The 25,571-nt window shown below is 60.8% G+C and carries 21 protein-coding genes; 7 read left to right on the top strand and 14 right to left on the bottom strand.

Features of this window, described 5'->3' with window-relative positions:
• The first annotated feature begins 11 nt into the window (after nucleotides 1–11).
• From FBY12_RS10210 to FBY12_RS10195, 4 genes are all read left to right on the top strand, one after another.
• Nucleotides 12–1,169, top strand: a complete 1,158-nt coding sequence (locus FBY12_RS10210) for an efflux RND transporter periplasmic adaptor subunit (protein ID WP_121757259.1) — start codon at nucleotides 12–14, stop codon at nucleotides 1,167–1,169.
• Nucleotides 1,170–1,172: 3 nt separating this feature from the next.
• Nucleotides 1,173–4,337 (top strand): efflux RND transporter permease subunit EmhB, encoded by a 3,165-nt coding sequence (gene emhB / locus FBY12_RS10205; RefSeq protein ID WP_145252782.1) that lies wholly within the window; start codon nucleotides 1,173–1,175, stop codon nucleotides 4,335–4,337.
• On the top strand, nucleotides 4,334–5,794 hold the full coding sequence (gene emhC, locus FBY12_RS10200; protein WP_145252781.1) for an efflux RND transporter outer membrane subunit EmhC: 1,461 nt from the start codon (nucleotides 4,334–4,336) through the stop codon (nucleotides 5,792–5,794). Before emhB ends, emhC begins: the two co-directional genes overlap by 4 nt.
• 430 nt (nucleotides 5,795–6,224) lie before the next feature.
• Nucleotides 6,225–7,493 carry an OprD family porin gene (locus FBY12_RS10195; RefSeq protein ID WP_145252780.1) on the top strand — a complete coding sequence of 423 codons (1,269 nt, stop codon included), beginning with the start codon at nucleotides 6,225–6,227 and terminating at the stop codon, nucleotides 7,491–7,493.
• Between the two features lie 245 nt (nucleotides 7,494–7,738).
• On the opposite strand, the gene pcaC is transcribed toward FBY12_RS10195, so the two are convergent.
• From pcaC to pcaR, 11 genes are all read right to left on the bottom strand, one after another.
• Nucleotides 7,739–8,131 carry a 4-carboxymuconolactone decarboxylase gene (gene pcaC / locus FBY12_RS10190; RefSeq protein ID WP_101207183.1) on the bottom strand — a complete coding sequence of 131 codons (393 nt, stop codon included), beginning with the start codon at nucleotides 8,129–8,131 and terminating at the stop codon, nucleotides 7,739–7,741.
• 10 nt (nucleotides 8,132–8,141) lie between these two features.
• Complete coding sequence (gene pcaD / locus FBY12_RS10185; protein WP_145252779.1) at nucleotides 8,142–8,948, bottom strand: 3-oxoadipate enol-lactonase; 807 nt, start codon at nucleotides 8,946–8,948, stop codon at nucleotides 8,142–8,144.
• Nucleotides 8,949–8,959: 11 nt separating this feature from the next.
• Entirely contained in the window at nucleotides 8,960–10,324 is a 1,365-nt protein-coding gene (locus tag FBY12_RS10180; RefSeq protein WP_145252778.1) for a 3-carboxy-cis,cis-muconate cycloisomerase, read from the bottom strand.
• A 45-nt stretch (nucleotides 10,325–10,369) separates the two neighbouring features.
• Nucleotides 10,370–11,674 carry an MFS family transporter gene (locus tag FBY12_RS10175; RefSeq protein WP_121757261.1) on the bottom strand — a complete coding sequence of 435 codons (1,305 nt, stop codon included), beginning with the start codon at nucleotides 11,672–11,674 and terminating at the stop codon, nucleotides 10,370–10,372.
• 117 nt (nucleotides 11,675–11,791) lie between these two features.
• Nucleotides 11,792–12,358: a protocatechuate 3,4-dioxygenase subunit alpha gene (pcaG, locus tag FBY12_RS10170; protein ID WP_145252777.1), complete on the bottom strand. Its 567-nt coding sequence runs from the start codon at nucleotides 12,356–12,358 to the stop codon at nucleotides 11,792–11,794.
• 1 nt (nucleotide 12,359) lies between these two features.
• Complete coding sequence (pcaH, locus tag FBY12_RS10165) at nucleotides 12,360–13,064, bottom strand: protocatechuate 3,4-dioxygenase subunit beta (RefSeq protein ID WP_145252776.1); 705 nt, start codon at nucleotides 13,062–13,064, stop codon at nucleotides 12,360–12,362.
• Nucleotides 13,065–13,100: 36 nt separating this feature from the next.
• On the bottom strand, nucleotides 13,101–14,306 hold the full coding sequence (pcaF, locus tag FBY12_RS10160; RefSeq protein ID WP_178111744.1) for a 3-oxoadipyl-CoA thiolase: 1,206 nt from the start codon (nucleotides 14,304–14,306) through the stop codon (nucleotides 13,101–13,103).
• Nucleotides 14,303–15,082, bottom strand: a complete 780-nt coding sequence (locus FBY12_RS10155) for a CoA-transferase subunit beta (protein WP_121731014.1) — start codon at nucleotides 15,080–15,082, stop codon at nucleotides 14,303–14,305. The genes pcaF and FBY12_RS10155 overlap by 4 nt, the downstream gene beginning before the upstream one ends.
• Nucleotides 15,082–15,939 (bottom strand): CoA transferase subunit A, encoded by an 858-nt coding sequence (locus FBY12_RS10150; RefSeq protein WP_145252774.1) that lies wholly within the window; start codon nucleotides 15,937–15,939, stop codon nucleotides 15,082–15,084. Before FBY12_RS10150 ends, FBY12_RS10155 begins: the two co-directional genes overlap by 1 nt.
• A 279-nt stretch (nucleotides 15,940–16,218) precedes the next feature.
• Nucleotides 16,219–17,565, bottom strand: coding sequence for an MFS transporter (locus FBY12_RS10145; protein ID WP_145252773.1), 1,347 nt, complete (start codon nucleotides 17,563–17,565; stop codon nucleotides 16,219–16,221).
• A gap of 186 nt (nucleotides 17,566–17,751) precedes the next feature.
• On the bottom strand, nucleotides 17,752–18,594 hold the full coding sequence (gene pcaR / locus FBY12_RS10140; RefSeq protein WP_092272080.1) for a pca regulon transcriptional regulator PcaR: 843 nt from the start codon (nucleotides 18,592–18,594) through the stop codon (nucleotides 17,752–17,754).
• Between the two features lie 691 nt (nucleotides 18,595–19,285).
• Here pcaR and FBY12_RS10135 point away from each other — a divergent pair.
• Together FBY12_RS10135 and FBY12_RS10130 are read left to right on the top strand one after the other, a co-directional pair.
• Nucleotides 19,286–19,486 carry a hypothetical protein gene (locus FBY12_RS10135; RefSeq protein ID WP_007903846.1) on the top strand — a complete coding sequence of 67 codons (201 nt, stop codon included), beginning with the start codon at nucleotides 19,286–19,288 and terminating at the stop codon, nucleotides 19,484–19,486.
• Between the two features lie 376 nt (nucleotides 19,487–19,862).
• Nucleotides 19,863–21,338, top strand: a complete 1,476-nt coding sequence (locus tag FBY12_RS10130) for an inorganic phosphate transporter (RefSeq protein WP_145252772.1) — start codon at nucleotides 19,863–19,865, stop codon at nucleotides 21,336–21,338.
• Between the two features lie 156 nt (nucleotides 21,339–21,494).
• Here FBY12_RS10130 and ccoM read toward each other — a convergent pair whose 3' ends face one another.
• From ccoM to FBY12_RS10120, 3 genes are all read right to left on the bottom strand, one after another.
• Entirely contained in the window at nucleotides 21,495–21,608 is a 114-nt protein-coding gene (gene ccoM, locus FBY12_RS28015) for a cytochrome c oxidase subunit CcoM (protein WP_054046898.1), read from the bottom strand.
• A 144-nt stretch (nucleotides 21,609–21,752) separates the two neighbouring features.
• On the bottom strand, nucleotides 21,753–21,932 hold the full coding sequence (locus tag FBY12_RS10125; protein ID WP_092272086.1) for a hypothetical protein: 180 nt from the start codon (nucleotides 21,930–21,932) through the stop codon (nucleotides 21,753–21,755).
• A gap of 172 nt (nucleotides 21,933–22,104) precedes the next feature.
• A complete protein-coding gene (locus tag FBY12_RS10120) occupies nucleotides 22,105–22,446 on the bottom strand; it encodes an aspartate-semialdehyde dehydrogenase (protein ID WP_092272089.1) in 342 nt (113 codons plus the stop codon).
• 240 nt (nucleotides 22,447–22,686) lie between these two features.
• On the opposite strand from FBY12_RS10120, the gene rapA reads away from it, so the two are divergent.
• On the top strand, nucleotides 22,687–25,533 hold the full coding sequence (gene rapA, locus FBY12_RS10115) for an RNA polymerase-associated protein RapA (protein ID WP_145252771.1): 2,847 nt from the start codon (nucleotides 22,687–22,689) through the stop codon (nucleotides 25,531–25,533).
• Nucleotides 25,534–25,571 lie beyond the last annotated feature (38 nt).

Here is a 25,571-nt window from a genome sequence, read left to right as displayed (position 1 = left end):
CGAGGATCTTCATGCAATTCAAGCCAGCTGTTACCGCTCTGGTCACTGCCGTCGCCCTGGCATCGCTGCTCAGCGGATGTAAAAAGGAAGAGGCACCTCCTGCCGCTCCCGCCCCTCAGGTCGGCGTCGTCACCTTGAAAGCTCAAGCCTTTACCCTGACTTCGGAACTTCCGGGCCGCACCAGCGCGTACCGCGTTGCCGAAGTTCGTCCACAGGTCAATGGCATTATTCTCAAACGTCTGTTCAAGGAAGGTGCGGACGTCAAGGCCGGCCAGCAGCTGTATCAGATCGATCCAGCGGTCTATGAAGCTACGCTGAAAAGCGCCCAGGCCAATCTGCAGCAGACCAAATCGATCTCCGACCGCTATCAGCAGTTGGTGAAAGAGCAAGCGGTCAGCCGTCAGGAATTCGACACCGCCCAGTCCAATCGCCTGCAGTCGGAAGCGACCCTGCAATCGGCGCAGATCAACGTGCGCTACACCAAGGTTTACGCGCCGATCTCCGGGCGTATCGGCCGCTCTTCGGTGACCGAAGGCGCGCTGGTGACCAACGGCCAGGCCGATGCAATGGCGGTGATCCAGCAACTCGATCCGATCTACGTCGACGTCACCCAGTCGTCGGTCGAGCTGCTTGAGCTGCGCCGCGAACTGGAAAGCGGTCGCCTGCAAAAGTCGGGTGACAACTCGGCAGCGGTCAAACTGACCCTGGAAGACGGCAGCGAATATTCGCAGCCGGGCAAACTCGAGTTCTCCGAAGTCTCGGTTGATCAGACCACCGGTTCCGTGACCTTGCGTGCAGTGTTCCCGAACCCGGATCACACGCTGCTGCCAGGCATGTTCGTGCACGCCCAGTTGCAGGCCGGCGTCAACGCCGCAGCGATTCTGGCGCCACAGCAAGGCGTGACCCGCGACCTCAAAGGCACGCCGACCGCGATGGTCGTCGGTGCCGACAACAAGGTCGAACTGCGCCAGCTCAAGGCCAGCCGCACCGTAGGCACCCAGTGGCTGATCGAAGATGGCCTCAAGGAAGGCGATCGACTGATTACCGAAGGGCTGCAATACGTCAAACCTGGCGTCGAAGTTAAAGTCAGTGAAGCGACTAACGTTGGCGCGAAGAACCCGGCCCCCGCACAGGCAGCTGATAAGGCTTCCAGCGGCAAAGGGGAGTAAACCATGTCGAAATTTTTTATCGACCGTCCAATTTTCGCCTGGGTAATTGCCCTGGTGATCATGTTGGTCGGGGCACTCTCGATCCTCAAACTGCCGATCAACCAATACCCGAGCATTGCGCCTCCGGCCATTGCAATCCAGGTGACCTACCCAGGCGCGTCCGCACAAACCGTGCAGGACACCGTGGTGCAGGTCATCGAGCAACAGCTCAACGGTATCGATAACCTGCGTTATGTCGCCTCGGAAAGTAACTCCGACGGCAGCATGACCATTACCGCGACCTTCGAGCAGGGCACCAACTCCGATACCGCGCAGGTTCAGGTCCAGAACAAACTGAACCTGGCCACCCCGCTGCTGCCGCAAGAAGTGCAGCAACAGGGGATCCGCGTCACCAAGGCAGTGAAGAACTTCCTGATGGTGATCGGCGTGGTCTCGCGCGACGGCAGCATGACCAAGGACGACTTGTCCAACTACATCGTGTCGAACATGCAGGACCCGATCTCGCGGACCGCCGGTGTCGGTGACTTCCAGGTCTTCGGTGCCCAGTACGCGATGCGCATCTGGCTCGACCCGGCCAAGTTGAACAACTACAACCTGACCCCGGTGGACGTGAAAACCGCGATCGCCGCGCAGAACGTTCAGGTTTCTTCCGGTCAACTCGGTGGCTTGCCTGCCGTTCAAGGTCAGCAACTCAACGCAACGATCATCGGCAAGACGCGCCTGCAAACTGCCGAGCAGTTCAAGGCGATCCTGCTGAAGGTCAACAAGGACGGCTCGCAAGTACGCGTCGGTGATGTTGCCGATGTTGCGCTGGGTGGTGAAAACTACTCGATCAGCGCCCAGTTCAACGGCAGCCCGGCATCCGGTCTGGCGGTCAAACTGGCCAACGGCGCGAACGCCCTCGACACCGCCAAAGCCCTGCGCAACACCATCGAAACCCTCAAGCCATTCTTCCCGCAAGGGATGGAAGTGGTGTTCCCGTACGACACCACCCCGGTGGTGACCGAGTCGATCAAGGGCGTTGTTGAAACCCTGGTCGAAGCGATCGTGCTGGTGTTCCTGGTGATGTTCCTGTTCCTGCAAAACTTCCGCGCCACCGTCATCACCACGATGACTGTGCCGGTGGTATTGCTGGGTACGTTCGGGATCCTCGCGGCATTCGGTTTCAGCATTAACACCCTGACCATGTTCGGCATGGTGCTGGCCATCGGCTTGCTGGTGGACGATGCGATTGTGGTGGTGGAAAACGTCGAACGGGTGATGAGCGAGGAAGGCCTCTCGCCCAAGGAAGCGACGAAGAAATCCATGGGCCAGATCCAGGGCGCGCTGGTCGGTATTGCGCTGGTGCTTTCGGCGGTACTGCTGCCGATGGCGTTCTTCAGCGGCTCGACTGGTGTGATCTACAAACAGTTCTCGATCACTATCGTTTCGGCGATGGCGTTGTCGGTACTGGTTGCCCTGATCTTCACCCCGGCACTCTGCGCGACCATGCTTAAGGCGATTCCGAAAGGCGAGCACGGCACACCGAAGCGCGGCTTCTTTGGCTGGTTCAACCGCAGTTTCGACCGTGGCGTCAAAAGCTACGAGCGCGGCGTTGGCAGCATGCTCACGCACAAAGCGCCGTACCTGTTGGCCTACCTGATTATCGTGGTCGGCATGATCTGGCTGTTCACGCGCATTCCAACGGCGTTCCTGCCCGAAGAAGACCAGGGCGTACTGTTCGCCCAAGTGCAAACGCCGGCCGGTTCCAGCGCCCAGCGTACGCAAGTGGTCGTCGATGAAATGCGTGAATTCCTCCTGCGTCCGACCAAGGACGGCGGTGAAGGCGATGCCGTGGCCTCGGTGTTTACCGTCAACGGCTTCAACTTCGCTGGTCGTGGTCAGAGCTCCGGCATGGCGTTCATCATGCTCAAGCCGTGGGAGGACCGTAACGCTGACAACAGCGTGTTCAAACTGGCGGAGCGCGCGCAGCAGCACTTCTTCACGTTCCGTGACGCCATGGTGTTTGCCTTCGCGCCACCGGCGGTACTCGAATTGGGTAACGCCACCGGTTTCGACGTGTTCCTGCAGGACCGCGCCGGTATCGGTCACGACAAGTTGATGGCCGCGCGTAACCAGTTCCTCGGGATGGCGGCGCAGAGCAAAGTCCTCTCGCAAGTACGTCCGAACGGGCTGAACGACGAGCCGCAATACCAGCTCGACATCGATGACGAGAAGGCCAGCGCGCTGGGCATCACGCTCACCGACATCAACAACACCTTGTCGATTGCCTTGGGCAGTAGCTACGTCAACGACTTCATCGACCGTGGTCGGGTGAAGAAGGTTTACGTGCAAGGTCAACCGGGTTCGCGGATGAGTCCGGAAGATGTGAAGAAGTGGTACGTGCGCAACGCCGAAGGGACCATGGTGCCGTTCTCCGCGTTCGCCAAAGGTGAGTGGATTTACGGTGCGCCGAAGCTCTCGCGTTACAACGGCGTAGAAGCGATGGAAATCCTCGGGGCTCCGGCGCCGGGTTATTCCACCGGTGAAGCGATGGCCGAAGTCGAAGCGATTGCGAAGAAACTGCCGGCGGGCGTGGGTATTTCCTGGACCGGTCTGTCGTATGAAGAACGCTTGTCCGGCTCGCAGGCTCCCGCGTTGTACGCCCTGTCTCTGCTGATGGTGTTCCTGTGTCTGGCGGCGTTGTATGAAAGTTGGTCGATCCCGATCGCGGTCATGCTCGTGGTGCCGCTGGGGATCATCGGTGCGCTGATGGCCACCAGCCTGCGCGGTTTGTCCAATGACGTGTACTTCCAGGTGGGGCTGTTGACGACTATTGGTCTGGCGGCGAAAAACGCTATTCTGATCGTCGAATTCGCCAAGGAGCTGCATGAGCAGGGCCGAAGCCTGCGCGATGCGGCGATCGAAGCCTGCCGGATGCGTCTGCGACCGATCATCATGACCTCGCTCGCCTTCGTCCTCGGCGTGGTGCCGCTGGCGATTTCCACGGGCGCAGGTTCGGGTAGCCAGCATGCGATCGGTACCGGGGTAATTGGCGGTATGCTCACGGCCACGATCCTGGCGATCTTCTGGGTCCCACTGTTCTTCGTTACGGTGTCGTCCATTGGCCAGCGCAAAAACGCTGATCAGGATGACGCACCTGAAACTCCTAAAGAGGCTGGCCAATGAGCAAGTCGCTACTCTCCCTAGCTGTTGCCGCGTTCGTGCTCGGTGGCTGCTCGCTGATTCCTGACTATCAGCAGCCTGCCGCCCCGGTGGCAGGCCAGTATCCGCAAGGGCCGGCGTATTCGCCGGCCAAGGCGCCTGGCCAGGCTGCGGCGGAACAGGGCTGGAAGCAGTTTTTCCATGACCCGGCCCTGCAGCAGATGATCCAGGTTGCCCTGGAAAACAACCGCGACCTGCGTGTCGCGGCGCTGAACATCGACGCATACGCGGCCCAGTACCGCATCCAGCGCGCCGATTTGTATCCGGCAGTTTCGGCCAATGGCAGCGGCAGCCGTCAGCGGCTTCCGGCCCGCGCCTCGCAAACCGGCGAAGCGGGTATTTCCAGTTCCTACTCGGCGACCGTGGGCATCAGCGCTTATGAGCTCGACCTGTTCGGTCGCGTTCGCAGCCTCAGCGAAGAAGCCTTGCAACAATACTTCGCCACCGAAGAAGCGCGCCGCAGTACGCAGATCAGCTTGGTGGCCAACGTTGCCAACGCTTATCTGACCTGGCAGGCCGACAAGGAACTGCTGAAGCTGACCCAGGACACCCTCGGCGCGTTCGAGGAAAGCTTCAAGCTGACCTCGCGCAGCAACGAAGTGGGGGTAGCCTCGGCCCTGGACCTGGCGCAGGCACGCACTTCGGTGGAAAACGCCCGGGCGCAACTGGCCAAGTACACCCGCCAAGTGGCCCAGGACGAGAACAGCCTGGTGCTGCTGCTCGGCACTGGCCTGCCAGCGAATCTGCCGGGTTCCAAGCCGTTGTCGGACGATCTGCTCAGCGAAGTCCCGGCCGGCTTGCCGTCGGACTTGCTGCAACGCCGTCCGGACATCCTGCAAGCCGAATACAACCTGAAAGCGGCTAACGCCAACATCGGCGCGGCGCGTGCAGCGTTCTTCCCGAGCATCAGCCTGACCGCCAATGCCGGGACCCTGAGCCCGGACTTGTCCGGTCTGTTCAAGGGTGGTTCGGGGACGTGGTTGTTCTCGCCGCAGATCAACCTGCCGATCTTCAACGCCGGCAGTCTGCGCGCCAGCCTGGATTATTCGAAAATTCAGAAAGACATCGGCGTGGCGAACTATGAGAAGTCCATTCAAACGGCCTTCCAGGAAGTCGCCGACGGCCTGGCCGCGCGCCAGACCTACACCGATCAGTTGCAGGCGCAGCGTGATTTCGTCACCGCCAACCAGGACTACTACCGTCTGGCCGAGCGTCGTTATCGCATTGGTGTCGACAGTAACCTGACCTTCCTCGACGCCCAGCGTCAGTTGTTCAGCGCACAACAAGTGCTGATCACCGATCGTCTGTCGCAGCTGGTCAGCGCGGTCAATCTGTACAAGGCACTGGGTGGTGGCTGGAATGAGCAAACCGCCAGGACCGAGCCGTTGAAAGAAGAAGCGCCGAAGTTGAAATTGTTCTGATAGCGCTTTGAACACAAGAAGCCCACCGATTGGTGGGCTTTTTGTTGGCTGCGGGAAAATGTGGTGTGGCGGCTGGCGCCATCGCGAGCAGGCTCACTCCCATAGTTGACCGAGTTTATTCAGGATGAACCGACCATCTGCAGGAGCGAGCCTGCTCGCGATGAGGCCAGCTTGTTCACCGCAAAACCCCCGACCAATCTATGTTCGGTAACCGCCCAAAACCTGCCCCGCCCGATTGAATCCCCCCGCCGATCCCCCGCACCATTCGCCCCACAAAACCAATAACAACAGGTTCGACACCATGCCCCCGCGCCCTGCCCTGTCCGGCTGATCCTGCTCGTTTTTCCCCTCGTTCAAACGCTTGTGTCCGCACCTTTTGGTGGCGGCAGCGTGCCGTTGCATCCCTGATAATCAGAGAGACCCCGAGCCCATGAAGCCTTCTCCTGCGCCGTACCTGTTTCCCAGCCTTATTGCCGTCGCACTGGCCGCCAGCGCCCTGCCCGGCCTGTCCGTCGCTGCCGGGGAATCGGGTTTTATCGACGACGCCAAGGTCAACCTGAACCTGCGCAATTTCTACATCAATCGCAACTTCACCAACCCGACCAAGGCCCAGGGCAAGGCTGAGGAATGGACGCAGAACTTCATCCTCGACGCCAAATCGGGCTTCACCCAAGGCACTCTGGGTTTTGGCATGGACGTGCTGGGGCTGTATTCGGTGAAGCTCGATGGCGGCCAAGGCACCGGCGGCACACAGCTGTTGCCGCTGGATCGCGACGGTCGCCCGGCGGATAATTTTGGCCGCACCAACGTCGCGTTCAAGGCCCGGTTATCGCAGACCGAAGTGAAGGTCGGCGAATGGATGCCGGTGCTGCCGATCCTGCGTTCGGACGACGGGCGTTCGCTGCCGCAAACGTTCCGTGGCGGTCAGATCACCTCGAAGGAAATCGATGGTCTGACGCTCTACGGCGGCCAGTTCCGCGCCAACAGTCCACGCGACGACAGCAGCATGACCGACATGTCGATGGTCGGCAGAGCGGCGATCACCTCTGACCGTTTCAACTTTCAGGGCGGCGAATACAGCTTCAACGACAAGCGCACGCAGATTGGTCTGTGGAACGCTGAACTCAAGGACATCTACAGTCAGCAATATGTGAATCTGATCCACGCGCAGCCTGTCGGCGACTGGACGCTCGGCGCCAATCTCGGGTTCTTTTACGGCAAGGATGACGGCAGCGCGCGGGCCGGCGAGTTGGACAACAAGACGTGGTCGGGGCTGTTTTCCGCGCGGTATGGCGGCCACACATTCTATGTCGGCCTGCAGAAACTCAGCGGCGACAGCGCCTGGATGCGCGTCAACGGCACCAGCGGCGGCACCCTCGCCAACGACAGTTACAACGCCAGCTACGACAACGCGCAGGAGCGCTCTTGGCAACTGCGCCACGACTACAACTTCGTCGCCCTCGGCATCCCCGGCCTGACCGTGATGAACCGCTACATCAGCGGCAGCAATGTGCACACCGGCACCATCACCGATGGCAAGGAATGGGGCCGCGAGAGCGAACTGGCCTACACCGTGCAGAGCGGCACGCTTAAAGACCTCAACGTGAAATGGCGCAACTCGACCATGCGCCGCGACTTCAGCAACAACGAATTCGACGAAAACCGCCTGATCGTCAGCTACCCGATCAGCTTGCTGTAAGGCTGAAAATGCCTTCGCGGGCAAGCCTCGCTCCTACAGGAAATGTCCTGCGCTCACCACTCAAAACGTAGGAGCGAGGCTTGCCCGCGAAGGGGTCGTCACATTCAACATCAACGCTGAATGACACACCGTAATCGCGAGCAGGCTCACTCCTACAGGGGACGTCTGGTGTTCAGACCCAATCAAAACTGTAGGAGTGAGCCTGCTCGCGATGGCGTCGGTGCAGGCGCTGCAAATCCCGGGATTCACTCCCGCGATTCAACCCCCAGTTCATCCCATACCGATTCGGCGAGGTGGAAGGTGGCATTCGCCGCGGGGATGCCGCAGTAGATGGCGCTCTGCATGATCACTTCTTTGATCTCGCCGCGGGTCACGCCGTTGTTGGCGGCGGCGCGCAGGTGCAGTTTGAGTTCTTCGTTGCGGTTCATGCCGATGAGCATGGCGATGGTGATCAGGCTGCGGGTATGGCGCGGCAGGCCCGGGCGGGTCCAGATGTCACCCCAGGCGTGGCGGGTGATCATTTCCTGGAATTCCGAGTTGAACTCGGTCAGCGCATTCAAACTGCGATCGACATGCGCATCGCCGAGCACGGCGCGGCGTACCTGCAAACCTTCGTCGTAACGTTGTTTCTCGTCCACAACCATCCCCTCAATGCTCGGTCAAAAACGCCAATACCCGCTCGCTGAACGCAGCGCCGGCCTGAACGTTGGACAGGTGCGCGGCGTAGAATTCGGCGTACTCGGCGCCCTGCACGTGCTGTTGGATAAAGTGCCCACCGGCCGGCGGCGTCACCGCATCTTCAGTCCCGGCGATCACCAGCAGCGGCACCGTGATCGCGGCCAATTGTTCACGGAAATCGGCATCACGCACCGCTGCGCAATTGGCCGCATAACCCTCGGGCGAAGTCGCCGCGAGCATGTCGGTAATCTTCTTCGCCGCCGCAGGATTCGATTCAGCAAAGTCCGCGGTAAACCACCGTGCAATCGACGCATCCCGCAACGCGACCATCGCCGCCGAACCGTCACGCAGCACCGTTTCAATCCGTGGATTCCACACCGACGGATCGCCGATCTTCGCTGCGGTATTGCACACGATCAACTTGTTCAGACGCTGCCCGGCATTGATCCCCAGCCACTGCCCGATCAACCCGCCCATCGACAAACCACAGAAATGTGCGCGCTCGATGTGCAGCGCATCGAGCAGCGCCAACACGTCGCGGCCCAGTTGCTCGATGCTGTACGGACCCGGCGTCACCAGCGATTTGCCGTGACCACGCGTGTCAAAACGCAGCACCCGAAAGTGCTCGGTAAACGCTGGCATTTGCGCGTCCCACATGTGCAAATCGGTGCCCAGCGAGTTGGACAAAACCAGCACCGGCGCGTCGCCAAGCCCGTCAATCTGAGCCCCTTCAATCTGATAGTGCAGTTCGCCCTCGGCGAGTTGTACGAAAGCCACAGCAATCTCCTTCAGGCAGTCCAAGCAAAATGTTCAGCCAGCGCACGCTCGACCCAGGCTTGTGCCTGACCGAGGTAATGCGCGGGGTCCAGCAGTCGATCCAGTTCCGCGTCCGACAACTGCGCCGTCACTTGCGGCTCATCGCCGAGCACCGCGCGCAGATGCCGATGTTCGGCGACCGCGCGTTTGCAGCACTGCTCAAGCAAATGGTGCGCGGCGTCGCGGCCAACCTTTTGCGCGAGGACGATGCTCACCGCTTCTGCGAGCACCAGCCCCTGAGTCAAATCGAGGTTGCGCGCCATGCGCTCGGCGTCCACTTCCAGCCCTTCGGCGACCAACAGCGCCTGCTTCAGGCTGCCCGACACCAGGCAACAAATCTCCGGCAGGGTTTCCCATTCGGCATGCCACAAACCGAGGCTGCGCTCGTGTTCCTGCGGCATCGCGCTGAACAGTGTCGACAGCAGACCCGGCACCCGCGTCGCCGCGCCGATCAACACCGCCGCGCCGACCGGATTGCGTTTGTGCGGCATGGTCGACGAACCGCCCTTGCCCGGCGCCGCCGGCTCGAACACTTCGCCCGCCTCGGTCTGCATTAACAGACTGATGTCGCGACCGAGTTTGCCGAGGCTGCCGGCGATCAACCCGAGCACCGCGCCAAACTCCACCAGCCGATCGCGCTGGGTGTGCCAAGGCTGTTCCGGCAGTGCCAAACGCAGCTCCTCGGCCAAGGCTTGGGCAATCGACAACGCCTGATCGCCGAGCGCCGCAAGGGTCCCGGACGCGCCGCCAAATTGCAGCACCAGCAAGCGTGGCTTGAGTTCTTGCAGACGCTGACGACTGCGAGTCACGGCGCCGAGCCAACCGGCGATCTTCATTCCCAGCGTCACCGGCGTCGCGTGTTGCAGCCAGGTGCGTCCGGCCAGCGGCGTGGCGGCGTAGCGTTTAGCCTGAGCCGCGAGGATCGCCGCGAGTTGCGCCAGATCGCTTTCGATCAGCTCCAGCGCTTTGCGCAATTGCAGGACCAGGCCGGAGTCCATCACGTCCTGACTGGTCGCGCCCAAATGCACGTAACGCTCGGCTTCGGCGTGGTTGTCGGCGATCTGTTTGCCCAGCGCCTTGACCAGCGGAATCGCCGAATTGCCCGCCGTGGCGATCGCCTCGCCGAGCGCGGCAAAATCGTACAACCCGGCCTGACACGCCGCTTCGATAGGCGCGACCGCAGTCTGCGGAATCAACCCGACCCGCGCTTCGGCCCGCGCCAGCGCGGCTTCGAAATCGAGCATGGCTTGCACGCGGCCCTGATCGCAGAACACTTCGCGCATATCGCGGGCAGTGAAATAGGCATCGAACAATTGATTGTTCGCTCGCTCAGTCATAAACAATCCCTGGAGGCGTGGGCCGGCGCGGCCCACGGATGAAGATCAAAGGTCGTGGTGCAGGTATTTCGCCTGTTTCGGCAAACGCAGACTGAACAGGAACGCCACCGCCATCATCACCGTGACATACCAGTAGAACGAGTTTTCCATACCCGCAGCCTTGAGACTCAGCGCGACGTATTCCGCCGAACCGCCAAAGATTGCGTTGGCCACCGCATACGCCAGGCCGACGCCGAGTGCGCGCACTTCCGGCGGGAACATTTCGGCTTTTACCAGACCGCTGATCGAGGTGTAGAAACTGACAATTGCCAGCGCCACGGTGATCAGCACAAATGCCAGGAACGGACTGCTGACGCTTTTCAGGCTGAGCAGGATTGGCACCGTGCACAGCGTGCCGAGGGCGCCGAACCAGAGCATCGAATTACGCCGGCCGATCTTGTCCGCGAGCATGCCGAACAACGGCTGCATGCACATATAAAGGAACAGCGCGCCGGTCATGATGTAACTGGCGGTTTTGGCGTGCATGCCGGCGGTGTTCACCAGGTATTTCTGCATGTACGTGGTGAAGGTGTAGAAAATCAGCGAACCGCCAGCGGTGTAGCCGAGCACGGTGATGAACGCGGCTTTGTGGTCGCGGAACAGCGCCATGATGCTGCCGGCGTCCTTGTTTTCGCGCATTTCCTTGCTGGTGGTTTCTTTCAGCGAACGCCGCAGGAACAGCGAAATCAACGCCGCCACCGCACCAACCACAAACGGAATCCGCCAGCCGTAGGCGCGCAGGTCATCCTCGGTGAGAAATTGTTGCAGGACCACCACCAGCGACACCGCCAACAGTTGTCCGCCGATCAGCGTCACGTATTGGAACGAGGCGAAAAAGCCGCGCTGGCCCCTGAGCGCCACTTCGCTCATGTAGGTCGCGGTGGTGCCGTACTCGCCGCCCACCGACAAGCCCTGCAGCAGGCGGGCGAACAGCAACATGATTGGCGCCCAGACGCCGATGTCTTTGTAGGTAGGCAGACACGCGATCAGCAACGAGCCGAAACACATCATCAGAATCGAAATCAGCATCGATTTCTTGCGCCCGTGCTTGTCCGCCACGCGACCGAAAATCCAGCCGCCGATGGGACGCATCAGGAACCCGGCGGCGAACACGCCAGCGGTGTTGACCAACTGCACCGTGGGGTTGTCGGAGGGGAAAAATGCCGGGGCGAAATAGATCGCGCAGAACGCGTAGACGTAAAAGTCGAACCACTCCACCAGGTTGCCGGACGAGGCGCCGACAATCGCGAAGATGCGCTTTTTGCGCTCTTCGCCGGTGTAGTGCTCAGTTGATGCGGCAGTCGTTGTCATTGTTTTTCACTCAATGGGGACAGTGAGAGTCTAGACATACTTTGCAACAGTCCCGTTCCGCAGTCACATCAGCAAAGCAAAACCCTTGTGGGAGCAAGCTCACTCCCACAGGGTTACTCAATAATCGAAGAACACCGTTTCCGCATCGGTGCCTTGCAGGATCACGTTCCACTGGTAAACGCCCGACGCATCGGCCTTGGCCAGCAACGTGCTGCGGCGCTCTGCCGGCACGCATTCGAGCAACGGATCGGCGACATTCGCCGGTTCGCCGTCAAAGTAGATCCGCGTCAGCAAGTGCTTGACCAACCCTCTTGCAAACACCAGCACCACCAAGTGCGGCGCCTGCGTCGTGCCGCTCAAGCCCTGCACGGTGCCCGGTTTGATCGTGGTGAAACGAAAGCGCCCTTCGGCATCCACCGGCACCCTGCCGAAGCCCTCGAAATTGGGGTCCAGCGGTTTGTCCTGATCGTCTTCGGGATGGTCGTATTTGCCGGCGGCGTTGGCCTGCCAGACTTCGAGCATCGCGTCGTTGACGATATCGCCGTTGCCATCAACGACTTGCCCCGTGATCGCCACGCGCTGGCCCAGGGTTTGTTCGACGGTCAGGTCTTCGCGGTTCAGCCAGGTCAGGCCGATGTGGTAGTACGGCCCGACGGTGTGGGACGTGGTCGCGTTCAGCGTCATGTTATTTCTCCATCGGCGTGGCTTCGCGGCCGCGCAAAACGATGTCCCAGCGATAACCGAGGGCATAGGAAGGGATGGTTTTTTCCAGGTCGAAACTGGCGATCAGGCGCTCTTTGGCGCTGGTGTCGGGCACGCAGTTGTAGATCGGGTCATAGGCCAGCAGCGGGTCGCCGGGGAAATACATTTGCGTGACCAGCCGCGTGAGAATGCTCGGGCCGAACAGCGAAAAGTGGATGTGCGCCGGGCGCCAGGCGTTGTGGTGGTTGCCCCACGGATACGCGCCGGGCTTGATGGTCTGGAATTGATACCAGCCATCGGCGTCGGTCACGGTGCGCCCGGTGCCGCTGAAGTTCGGGTCCAGCGGCGCGTCGTGCAGGTCGCGGGCATGGTGGTAGCGACCGGCGGCGTTGGCCTGCCAGATCTCCACCAGAATCCCCGGCACCGGCAGCCCGTCTTCATCCAGCACACGGCCGTGGATGATGATGCGCTCGCCCAACGGTTCGCCGCTGTGCTGCGCGGTCAGGTCGTTGTCCTGTTCGTTGATACGTTCGGCGCCGATGCTCGGGCCGGTGATTTCCGACAATGAATGCGGCAGAAACACCAACGGCTTCGACGGCGCGCGCAAATTGGTCGATTGATAAGTCGGGTGCAAGTACTCCGGCTGGGTGCCTTCTTTCGGGCGACGGTAACCAGGCTTGTCAGTCATTTCGCTTTTCCTCTGTTCTTATGTAGTCGGCGGCGGTCAGACGCATTCGATCGCGAGTGCCAGACCTTGGCCGACGCCGACGCACATGGTCGCCAGACCTTTGCGCCCGCCGGTTTTTTCCAGTTGATGCAACGCGGTCAACACCAGCCGCGCGCCGCTCATGCCCAGCGGATGACCCAAGGCAATCGCGCCACCGTTCGGGTTGACCTGAGCCGCGTCGTCCGCCAGGCCCAACTCGCGCAACACCGCCAAACCCTGGCTGGCGAAGGCTTCATTGAGTTCGATGACGTCGAAATCGCTGACGGCCAGACCAAGACGTTCAGTCAGTTTGCGCACCGCCGGCACCGGGCCGATGCCCATGACGCGTGGCGCGACCCCGGCGCTGGCCATGCCGAGGACTTTGGCGCGGGCGGTCAAACCGTGTTTTTTCACCGCTTCGGCAGACGCGAGAATCAACGCTGCGGCGCCGTCATTGACGCCCGACGCGTTGCCGGCAGTGACGGTTTTGTCGGCACCGTTGACTGGTTTCAGTTTGGCCAGGGTTTCAAGGGTGGTGTCGGCGCGCGGATGTTCGTCCTGCGTGACCACGGTTTCACCCTTCTTGTGGGCAATCCGCACTTCGACGATTTCTTCAGCGAAGAACCCGGCGGCCTGCGCGGCGGCGGTGCGTTGCTGACTGCGCAGGGCAAAAGCGTCCTGATCCTCGCGCGACACTTGATAGTCGTCGGCGACGTTGTCGGCGGTTTGCGGCATTGCATCGACGCCGTACTGGGCTTTCATCAACGGGTTGATAAAACGCCAGCCGATGGTGGTGTCTTCAAGTTTCATGTTGCGCGAGAACGCCGCGTCAGCCTTGCCCATGACAAAAGGCGCGCGCGACATCGACTCGACGCCGCCGGCGATTGCCAGCTCCATCTCGCCGCTGGCAATCGCGCGGAATGCCGTGCCGATCGCGTCCATGCCCGAGGCGCAGAGGCGATTAAGGGTGACGCCGGGAATGCTTTCCGGCAGCCCCGCCAGCAACAACGCCATGCGCGCGACGTTGCGGTTGTCTTCGCCGGCCTGGTTGGCGCAACCGAGGAACACCTCATCCACCGCGCTCCAGTCCACCGACGGGTTGCGCGTCATCAATGCCTTGATCGGCACGGCGGCCAGGTCGTCGGCGCGGACTGCCGACAAACCACCGCCGAAACGGCCGATGGGGGTGCGAATCGCGTCGCAGATATACACGTCACGCATCACGCTTCTCCGGGGGCTTGGCCATGGGCGGCAGCGGTTCGGGCTTCCAGATCCCTTAGTGCTTTGAGTTCGATTTCGCTGGGTTCGGCAGTGTTTTCCACGTGATCGGCAAAACGAATCGCCCAACCAGTGGCCGCCACCACTTGCTCGCGGGTCACGCCCGGATGCAGCGCGGTCACCACGAATTCATGGGTGTCGGCTTCCGGCTCCATGATGCACAGGTCGGTAATGATGCCGACCGGCCCGGCGCCCGGCAGGCCCAGACGTTTGCGCGAATCGCCGCCCTCGCCGTGGCCGACCGAGGTGATGAAGTCGAGTTTGTCGACGAACGAACGCGCCGACTGCTTGAGGATGATCAACACGCTTTTCGCCGAACCGGCGATTTCCGGCGCGCCACCGGCACCCGGCAGCCGGACTTTCGGTTGGTGATAATCGCCGACGACCGTGGTGTTGATGTTGCCGAAGCGATCAACCTGCGCCGCGCCGAGAAAACCGACGTCGATGCGTCCGCCCTGCAGCCAATAGCGAAAAATCTCACCGGTCGGGACGACGGTGTCAGCGGTTTCCGCCAGTTCACCGTCGCCAATCGACAACGGCAACACGCTCGGCTTGGCGCCAATCGGGCCCGACTCGTAGATCAGCACGACATCCGGCGACGAGGTCAGCCGCGCCAGATTGGCGGCTTTCGACGGCAGGCCGATCCCGACGAAGCACACCGAACCGTTTTTCAAGCGACGCGCGGCGGCCACGGTCATCATTTCGTTGGTGGTGTAAGTCATTACTTGGCCTCCGAAGCAGCGGCCAGCTTGGCCTGGAACTCGCTGAAGTCAGCGCAGCCGTGGATGTATTCGTTGATCCACGCGGTGAAGGTTTCGCGGTCGCGGGCAATCGGGTCCCAGGCCTGGTAGAAACGGTTGTCGCGCTCGTTGTAACCGTGGGCGTAGGACGGATGCGCGCCGCCGGGCACATGGCAAACCGCGCTCAGGGCCCAGGTTGGCAACACGCAGGCGTTTATCGGTGCATTCAGGTCGTCGACGATTTCTTCGACGGTGACGATGCAGCGCTTGGCGGCCAGTGCGGCTTCTTTTTGCACGCCAAGAATGCCCCACAGCAGCACGTTGCCCTTGCGGTCAGCCTTCTGCGCGTGGATCACGGTGATGTCCGGGCGCACCGAAGGCACGGCGGCCAATACTTCGCCGGTGAATGGGCAGGTCACGGTTTTGATCAGCGGGTTGACCTTCGGCAGATCGGAACCGGCGTAGGCCCGCAGCACCGCGAACGGTAGGCCGGAAGCGCCGGCGACGTAGGCATTCGCCAGGTCGGCGTGGCTGTGTTCTTCGATTTCCAGCGGATGCGGCCACTGCTTCTCGACGGCATCACGCAAACGGTGCAGCGAACCGACGCCAGGGTTGCCGCCCCAGGAGAAAATCAACTTGCGCGCACACCCGGCACCGATCAACTGGTCGTAGATCAGGTCAGGCGTCATGCGCACCAGCGTCAGATCTTTCTTGCCCTGGCGAATGATTTCATGACCCGCCGCCGTAGGAATCAGGTGAGTGAAGCCTTCGAGCGCGACGGTATCGCCGTCGTTGACGAATTGCTTCACCGCGTCGTGCAGCGAAAGGATTTCAGCCATGGGGCAGGCTCCCGTTTTGTTATGAACCGCAGTGAAAGAAAAAGGCGCGAGGTTCAGCGCCGGAGTCACTGCAGAGTAAGCGGCTGAAAATGGCCAAACAATCCGATAATCGACTGAGTGTTCGTTTATCGAACAGATTGTTGTCGGGCTATCGACCTTTAGGAGCTTCGCGGGCAAGTCGAATCGTCGCACCGCTCGCTCCTACAGGAATACACGTACCCCTGTAGGAGCGAGGCTTGCCCGCGAAGAGGCCCGCACGGTCAATGAAGATTCACGGAATCAGGTCGCATCCGCATGGCTGACGATGCCTTTGATCACCACCGCCGTAGTCGCCAATGCCGCCGGAATCACCAGCGCCGTCAGCACCTGCTCGAAATTCCAGCCGAGGCCCAGCAACGTCGCGCCCATCCACGCGCCGAGGATCGCGCCGAAACGGCCGATCCCGAGCATCCACGACACCCCGGTCGCCCTGCCCTGCGTCGGGTAAAACCGCGCCGCCAGCGACGGCATCGCCGATTGCGCGCCGTTCACGCACATCCCGGCCACCAGCACCAAGGTCGCCAGCAGCGTGATGTGCCCCAGGCTCTGCCCGACCGCGTAGGCAAACACCCCCGCCAGCAAGTAGAAAGTGCCGATGACCTTGTGCGGATTAAAGCGGTCCATCGCCCATCCCACACCGACCGCGCTTAGCACGCCGCCGAACTGGAACAGCGCGCCGATAAACGCGGCTTGCTCCATGCTCGCGCCGCTGTCGCGCATCAGCGTCGGCAGCCAACTGGTCAGCAGGTAAACAATCACCAGCCCCATGAAGTAGGTCAGCCACAGCAGCAAAGTGCCGGCGCTGTAGGTCCCGGAGAAAATCACCGCAAACACGTTGCGCGCCTTGACGATTTTCTGTTCCGGGACGCTGAAGCTTGACGCCTGAGCGACGGTTTTCGGGTCGATCGGCGCCAGGGTTTTGCGCACTTTGTCGGTGCCGCGGTTTCGGACTACAAGGTAACGCGCCGATTCCGGCAGCCAGAACAGCAAAACCACCGCAAGGATCAACGGCAGAATCCCACCGATCAGCAACAGGCTGTGCCAGCCATACGCCGGGATCAGGCTCGCTGAAATAAACCCGCCGCCGGCCATGCCGAGGTTGAAACCGCAGAACATGCTGGTCACCAGCAGCGACTTTTTGCGCTCCGGGGTGTATTCCGACAGCAGCGTGGTGGCGTTCGGCATCCCGGCGCCGAGGCCGAGTCCGGTGAGAAAACGCAGCACCAGCAACTGGTCGACGTTGGTGCTGTAAGCCGAGGCCAGACTGAAGATGCCGAACAGAAACACCGCGCCCACCAGCACAATTTTGCGCCCGAAGCGGTCAGCCAGCGGCCCGGAACCGAGTGCGCCGAAAACCATGCCGATCAGCGCGGCACTCATCACCGGGCCGAGGCTGGCGCGGTCGATGCCCCAATCCTGCGACAGCGCGGGCGCAATGAAACCCATCGCCGCGGTGTCGAGGCCATCGAGGAAAACGATCAGGAAACACAGGATCACCACGCGCCACTGATAACGCGAAATGGGCTGGGCATTGATGAAGGACTGCACGTCGAGGCAATTGCCTACAGCAGATTGAGGCTGGTTCATTATTTTTGTCCCACGCCGGGAGCGCGTGGCCTCTGCTCATTATTATTGGGGGCGTCGTCCGGTGCTCTGGCCGAGGGCCAACGGCGCCGGATGACGCTGCCGCGACATTAATGATCGGAGGGAAACAGCGTCAATTCGATAAACGCAACTCTGTGCGTTTATCGAACAGCTTAGTCAGGTCAATTGTCAGGCAAACAGCTGGGCGCTGAGGTCGCGGCTGGCGCTGAGCAGTCCCGGGAGGAAACGCTGCTCCAGTTCGTTGCGGCTGACGCGCCCGGCGTGAGTGCTGACGTTGAGCGCCGCGACCACCTGACCCGAGGCGTCATACACCGGCACGGCAATCGAGCGCAGGCCTTGCTCCAATTCCTGATCGACGATGCACCAGCCCTGCTGCCGCACTTCTTGCAGGCATTCGAGCAGCGCCTGCGGTGTGTGCAGCGTGCGGCTGGTTTTCGCCTGAAATTCCGCATGGTCGAGGTACTCGCCCAGGGTGGTGTCGTCGAGCGCGGCCAACAGAATGCGCCCCATCGACGTGCAATAGGCCGGCAAGCGGCCGCCAACCGACAAATCCACCGAAATCAGGCGTTGCGTGGTCGCCGAGCGCGCGATGTACAGAATGTCATCGCCCTCCAGCGTGGCCATGTTGCAAGCCTCGTGCAGTTGTTCGCTCATGCGGTCCAGATACGGTTGCGCCGACACCGCCAGCGGCGTCGAAGACACGTAGGCATGGCCCAGCGTCAGGACTTTGGGCAGCAGCGAATAGGTCCGCCCGTCCGTGGTGGCGTAGCCGAGTTTGATCAGGGTGTGTAGGCAACGTCGCACAGCGGCGCGGGGAATTTCCGTGCGATGGCTGATCTGCGCGATGGTCAGGTGCCGCTTGCGCTCCTGAAAGGCCTGCACCACGGCCAGGCCTCGGGCCAGCGAAGTCATGAAATCCGGGTCGCCGGTCATGGCTTGAATGCGCTTGGCCGGCGAAGCGACGATCGGCGGCGCCACTGAGGCGAAGGAGTTGCGCAGTTGATCGTTCATATCAGGTCCTTTTTCCTGCACGGAGCGATGGCTATTACAAGCGGCTCCTTGCCAGCAACACAAGTCGCCGACGACGAGACTGGGCGATTATCGAACCGTCGCCCGATAATCGCAATCGCCCGCCCGGCGAGCTTGCTCGGACGGAAAGCACATCAGCGATGTTCCAGAATGTTTTTAGTGTTGCGCGATCTGTGCACTAAGGTGCCAATGTAAGGACGCGAACTTGTTCGACTTGTTGGCGTCAGAAACAGATCGCGAAATAGTGCTCGCCGGCAGTTCGCTAATTACCGGTAAAAGTTGCGAGTAACAAAATCATCACACACCACGAACCACTTTTAACTCTCGGGAGATAGTGTTCTTCGAATCGATGGCTATAATGCACCTCAGTGGCAGCGCGGCGTCTTAATTGCCAAGCCCGCCACCCGGAGCGCGATGTCCCATCGCCGCCGCCCGCAGCCAGCGCCGGAAACAACCTTGCAGGTTTATCCCACGCGTTCGCTGAAACAGGACTCTGAAGCTACGTCAGCTGTTTTTTATCTGGTGCCGTGGCCGCCTGCAACATGGAACTGTTGATCATTGTGTCGTGCACAAGCCGATGCCTTTTCGGGCATTGTCCTTTCGCCGAACATGGTCAATTAATTTGATGCAGTGCGTTTCACCAGAATTTATCTCAACTCAAACAGGTAGCACTGTGACGAAAGACGAACTGCGCGCGGAACTTGAGCGCCAGGAACAACGTTACAAGGAAGTTTACGGCGGGGAAGTCACCACCTACGCCGCACAGCCCGAACCGGAACGCAAACCCTGGCGTAAACGCGCCACCGTTCAGGATCAGGCTTTTTCCCAGGAACTGCAGAAGATGGAAAAGGAACTCAAAGCCGAGGAGCCGTGACCGGCCCGGCCTGAATCCTCCAAGGGTCTGCGTCTGCATCGGTTAAAAGCGCGGTGTTGCGACGATGCCTCACGCGCCCGTTACCCACGGGCAGCGGCCACCTCACCCAGCGGATGAGGCAAATGGCGCATGTGCGACCCTCTTCGCAGATATTTCATACATCTATTTCAGCGCCTCGCATTCGCGCGCCGTACGCCCGCGCCTGCAACATTTTTCAATAAAATCAAAGCATTGCAAAACCCAGCAGAAACCTGGGGATAAGGCCGTTGCCAGCGTCTAATTCGTTGAAGAATGTTACCGACGAGCAGCTAGTGCATCGATTTCCACACTTTTCTGGCATAATCGCGCCCCCTTACGACCGGGTCAGAAAACCTTCATGATCGATTTATTCAGCGGACTGGATGCTTGGGTGCTTGTGAGCCTCTTGCTCGCCCTGGCCTTTGTCCTCGCCTTCGAGTTCATCAACGGCTTTCATGACACTGCTAACGCGGTGGCCACCGTTATCTACACCAAAGCCATGCCGCCTCATCTGGCGGTGTTCTTTTCCGGTGTGTTCAACTTCCTCGGCGTTTTGCTGGGCGGTGTTGGCGTGGCGTATGCCATCGTCCACTTGCTGCCGGTAGAGCTGCTGATCAATGTGAACACCGGACATGGACTGGCCATGGTCTTCTCGTTGCTCGCCGCCGCGATCACCTGGAACCTGGGCACTTGGTACTTCGGGATCCCGGCTTCGAGCTCGCACACCTTGATCGGTTCGATCCTTGGTGTCGGCCTGGCGAACGCATTGATCAACGACATTCCGTTGGCCGATGGCGTGAACTGGCAGAAAGCGATCGATATCGGCGCCTCGTTGGTGTTCTCGCCAATGGCCGGCTTCCTCGTTGCCGCGCTGGTGTTGATCGGCCTTAAATGGTGGCGTCCGCTGTCGAAGATGCACAAGACCCCGGACCAGCGCCGCAAGCTCGACGACAAGAAGCACCCGCCATTCTGGAATCGCCTGGTTCTGGTGATTTCGGCAATGGCCGTGAGCTTCGTGCACGGCTCCAACGATGGCCAGAAAGGCATCGGCCTGATCATGTTGGTACTGATCGGTATCGTGCCGGCGCAGTTCGTTCTCGACCTCGGCAGCACTACCTACCAGATCGAGCGGACTCGCGACGCAACGCTGCACTTGAGCCAGTTCTACAAGCGCAATGCCGACACCCTGGGCGAGTTCCTGGCGCTGGGCAAAAGTGTTGAAGGCGATCTGCCGGAGAAATTCCGTTGCAACCCGCAACAGACCGAACCGACCATCAGCGCCCTGCTCGACACCCTTAAAGGTGTTGCCGATTACCACTCGCTGACCGCAGAAAGCCGCATCGAAGTGCGTCGCTACCTGCTCTGCCTGGATGACACGGCCCGTAAAGTCGCCAAGCTGCCGGGCCTGCAATCGCGTGAAAAGGCTGACCTCGACAAGCTCCGCAAAGACCTGACCACCACCACTGAATACGCGCCGTTCTGGGTGATTCTGGCGGTTGCCCTGGCGCTGGGCCTGGGCACCATGGTTGGCTGGAAACGCGTAGTGCTGACCATCGGCGAGAAGATCGGCAAGCAAGGCATGACGTACGCTCAAGGCATGTCGGCGCAGATCACCACAGCGTGCATGATTGGCTTGGCCAACATCTTCAGCCTGCCGGTTTCCACCACCCACGTATTGTCGTCGGGTGTGGCCGGGACCATGGTCGCGAACAAAAGCGGCCTGCAGGGCGGCACCGTGAAAACTATCCTGCTGGCGTGGGTCCTGACCCTGCCGGCCACCGTCGCACTGTCGGCCGGCCTGTTCTGGCTGGCGTCGAAGGCGCTGGGTAGCTGATCGATCGCTCTATCGAAAAAGGCGCGTTCCGCAAGGTTCGCGCCTTTTTCATGTCTGCTGCTTTTCGCGAATGCCCAACTGGTGTTTTTTCAGGCAAAAAAAAAGGGCAACCGAAGTTGCCCAAAATGCCTTGCGTGCTCATTGCTCTGGAAAGAACTACGGTTTGCGCTTGTGCGAATCCTTCCAGATGAAATATCCAAACCCTGCAAAAAACAGAACCATGAGGCCGACTGTCAGCACTCCGGCGATCACCACGTTGTCGAAAAACATGACTGGCCTCCTGCACTTGCCCTGTTGCGATAGGGCTAAGTTAACCAATAAGGCAGGAGAGAAAATTGACCGGGATCAATGTCGCCCGAGACTGGGCGTAAAGGAGGGGAAATAACTGACCTGCATCAATCGATGCAGGGTGCTTCAACGCTTTTTCGGTTTGTTTTTCGACTTTTTCTCGGTTTTGCCCGACTTCTTGGCTTTGCCTAGCGGCATGGCCTGCTCGAATGCCTGGCGGACTTCATTCAAGCGCTTGTCGTTGAGGTCGTGCACACGCTTGGCGCGTTCGGCGCCGAGGTCGATCAGTTTGTCTTCTTGGCTCATGGTTCAGTGCATCGCTGGAAAGGGTTCAGTCGGATTGCGCCAATAATGCGGTCTGGCGAGCGCGCTGACCAGTCAGCCGTCAATTTCCGCCGGGGCACTTCCCAAAGACAGCTCTCAAAGACGGTTCTCAAAGACATTTCTCAAAGACAGCCCTCAAACCGGCTGACCAACCTCAGATCTGAATATCGACCCAAAGCCCCTGGCGCGGCTCGTCTTCGACCAGTGCGACGACTGGTACGGTGTTGTCGGCGTTGAGCACGTCACCGGGAACCGCCAGATGCACTTGCGGATCTTCATCGGCTTCCTGACGGCGGCGATCCTGTTCCTGGCGGCGACGCTGTTCTTCGCGCAGCAGCAGGGCGGCCTCTTCCGGGTCACGGCTTTGCAGGTCGATTGTGCTTTCGCTGGAGCTTTCCTGCACCGGCACAACCGGCGGAATGTCCGGGCGCTGGCGGATCGGGTCCAGTTGCGCGGTGACCGGCACGGCACTCAAGGGGAGCATGGGTTGCAGCATAGTTATTAGTCTCCTGTCTTCAGGCTGTCGGCGGCGCGGCGGGCGACTTGAGCCATCGGTCGCCAAGTTGTGAACCAGCGCACACACGTAACGCGATGTTTTATCCGACAACGTAGAACTCAAGCGTTCCCAAAGATCGAAAAATCAGTGCCCTCGCCCGCGCCGATGTCAGTAATCCTTTGGCCCTGAAGGCTCATTCCGTTAAGATAGCCCGCTTTTTCAAGGTGGGAGTCAGGCAGCATGGCGCAGCAGTATCAACCGGGGCAACGCTGGATTAGTGACAGCGAAGCCGAGCTGGGTTTGGGCACCGTTCTGGCACAGGACGGCCGCTTGTTGACCGTGCTCTATCCGGCCACTGGCGACACTCGTCAGTACGCGCTACGGAATGCGCCCCTCACACGTGTGCGGTTTTCCCCGGGTGACTCGATCACTCACTTCGAAGGCTGGAAACTGACCGTACAGCAAGTCGACGATGTCGATGGCCTGCTGGTCTACCACGGCCTCAACGCGCAGAACGAAGTGGTCACGCTGCCGGAAACCCAACTGTCGAACTTCATTCAGTTCCGTCTGGCCAGCGACCGCCTGTTCGCCGGGCAGATCGACCCGCTGGCCTGGTTCTCCCTGCGTTATCACACGCTGGAACACACCAGCCGCCAATTGCAGTCGTCCCTTTGGGGCCTGGGCGGCGTGCGGGCGCAGCCGATCGCGCACCAGTTGCACATTGCCCGTGAAGTCGCTGACCGTATCGCGCCACGGGTTTTGCTGGCAGACGAAGTGGGCCTGGGTAAAACCATCGAAGCCGGTCTGGTGATCCACCGCCAACTGCTCTCGGGCCGCGCCAACCGCGTGCTGATCCTGGTGCCGGAAAACCTGCAGCATCAGTGGCTGGTCGAGATGCGCCGCCGCTTCAACCTGCAAGTCGCGCTGTTCGACGAAGAACGCTTTATCGAAAGCGATGCCGCCAACCCGTTCGAAGACACCCAGCTTGCACTGGTTGCGCTCGAATGGCTCGTGGACGACGAGAAGGCCCAGGACGCGCTGTTTGCTGCCGGTTGGGACCTGCTGGTGGTCGATGAAGCGCACCACTTGGTCTGGCATGAAGAGAAAGCCAGCCAGGAATACACCTTGGTCGAGCAACTGGCCGAAGTCATTCCCGGCGTGCTGTTGCTGACCGCGACCCCGGAACAACTGGGTCAGGACAGCCACTTCGCGCGTCTGCGCCTGCTCGATCCGAACCGTTTTCACGACCTGCACGCCTTCCGCGCCGAGAGCGAAAACTATCGCCCGGTGGCCGAAGCGGTGCAGGAGCTGCTGGACAAGGGTCGCTTGTCGCCAGAAGCGCACAAGACCATTCACGGTTTCCTCGGCAACGAGGGCGAAGCGCTGCTGACGGCGGTCAACGATGGCGACGTCGAAGCCAGCGCCCGTCTGGTCCGCGAACTGCTCGACCGCCACGGCACCGGCCGCGTGCTGTTCCGCAACACCCGCGCCGCCGTGCAGGGTTTCCCGGAGCGCAAACTGCACCCGTACCCGCTGCCATGCCCTGACGAATACCTCGAATTGCCGCTGGGCGAGCACGCCGAGTTGTACCCGGAAGTCAGCTTCCAGGCGCAGCCGGATGCCAACGAGGAAGAACGCTGGTGGAAATTCGACCCACGCGTCGAATGGCTGATCGACACGCTGAAGATGCTCAAGCGCACCAAAGTGCTGGTGATCTGCGCCCACGCCGAAACCGCCATGGACCTGGAAGACGCGCTGCGCGTGCGCTCCGGCATCCCGGCGACGGTGTTCCACGAAGGCATGAACATCCTTGAGCGTGACCGCGCCGCCGCTTACTTCGCCGACGAAGAGTTTGGCGCGCAAGTTTTGATCTGCTCGGAAATCGGCAGTGAAGGTCGCAACTTCCAGTTCTCGCACCACTTGGTGTTGTTCGATCTGCCGTCGCACCCGGATTTGCTCGAGCAGCGCATCGGTCGTCTCGACCGGATCGGCCAGAAACACATCATTGAATTGCACGTGCCGTACCTGGAAACCAGCCCGCAAGAGCGGCTGTTCCAGTGGTATCACGAGGCGCTCAACGCGTTCCTTAACACTTGCCCAACCGGCAACGCCTTGCAGCATCAGTTCGGCGCGCGCCTGCTGCCGCTGCTGGAAAACGCCGACGATGGCGAGTGGCAAGCGCTGATCGACGAGGCCCGCGCCGAGCGTGAACGCCTCGAAGCCGAGCTGCACACTGGCCGCGACCGCTTGCTGGAACTCAATTCCGGCGGTTCGGGTGAAGGCGATCAACTGGTCGAGGACATCCTTGAGCAAGACGATCAGTTTGCCCTGCCGATTTACATGGAAACCCTGTTCGACGCGTTCGGCATCGACAGCGAAGACCATTCGGAAAACGCGCTGATCCTCAAACCGAGCGAAAAAATGCTCGACGCCAGTTTCCCGCTCGGCGACGACGAAGGCGTGACCATCACCTACGACCGCAACCAGGCGCTGTCGCGTGAAGACATGCAGTTCATCACCTGGGAACACCCGATGGTGCAGGGCGGCATGGACTTGGTGTTGTCCGGTTCGATGGGCAACACCGCCGTCGCGCTGATCAAGAACAAGGCGCTGAAACCGGGCACCGTGTTGCTCGAACTGCTCTACGTCAGCGAAGTGGTGGCGCCGCGTTCGCTGCAACTGGGCCGTTACCTGCCGCCGGCGGCGTTGCGTTGCTTGCTGGACGCCAATGGCAATGATTTGTCCGGGCGTGTGTCGTTTGAAACGCTGAACGATCAACTGGAAAGCGTGCCACGCGCCAGCGCCAACAAGTTTATCCAGGCGCAACGCGATCAATTGACGCCGCGAATCAATGCCGGCGAAGAGAAGATTGCCCCGCGTCACGCTGAACGAGTGGCTGAGGCGCAGCGCCGATTGGCTGCGGACACGGATGAAGAACTGGCGCGCCTGACCGCGTTGCAAGCGGTCAACCCGACCGTGCGCGATAGCGAACTGGTGGCCCTGCGCAATCAGCGCGAGCAAGGCCTGGCGATGCTCGACAAGGCTGCGCTGCGCCTGGAAGCGATTCGGGTGCTGGTCGCGGGCTAAGTCCCCTGCTCCACCGCGCAAAATCAAAAGGCCCGCAG

The organism is Pseudomonas sp. SJZ131 (assembly GCF_007828705.1).
Classification (GTDB): Bacteria; Pseudomonadota; Gammaproteobacteria; order Pseudomonadales; family Pseudomonadaceae; genus Aquipseudomonas; species Aquipseudomonas prosekii.
This window is presented reverse-complemented; position numbering and strand designations above follow the sequence as displayed.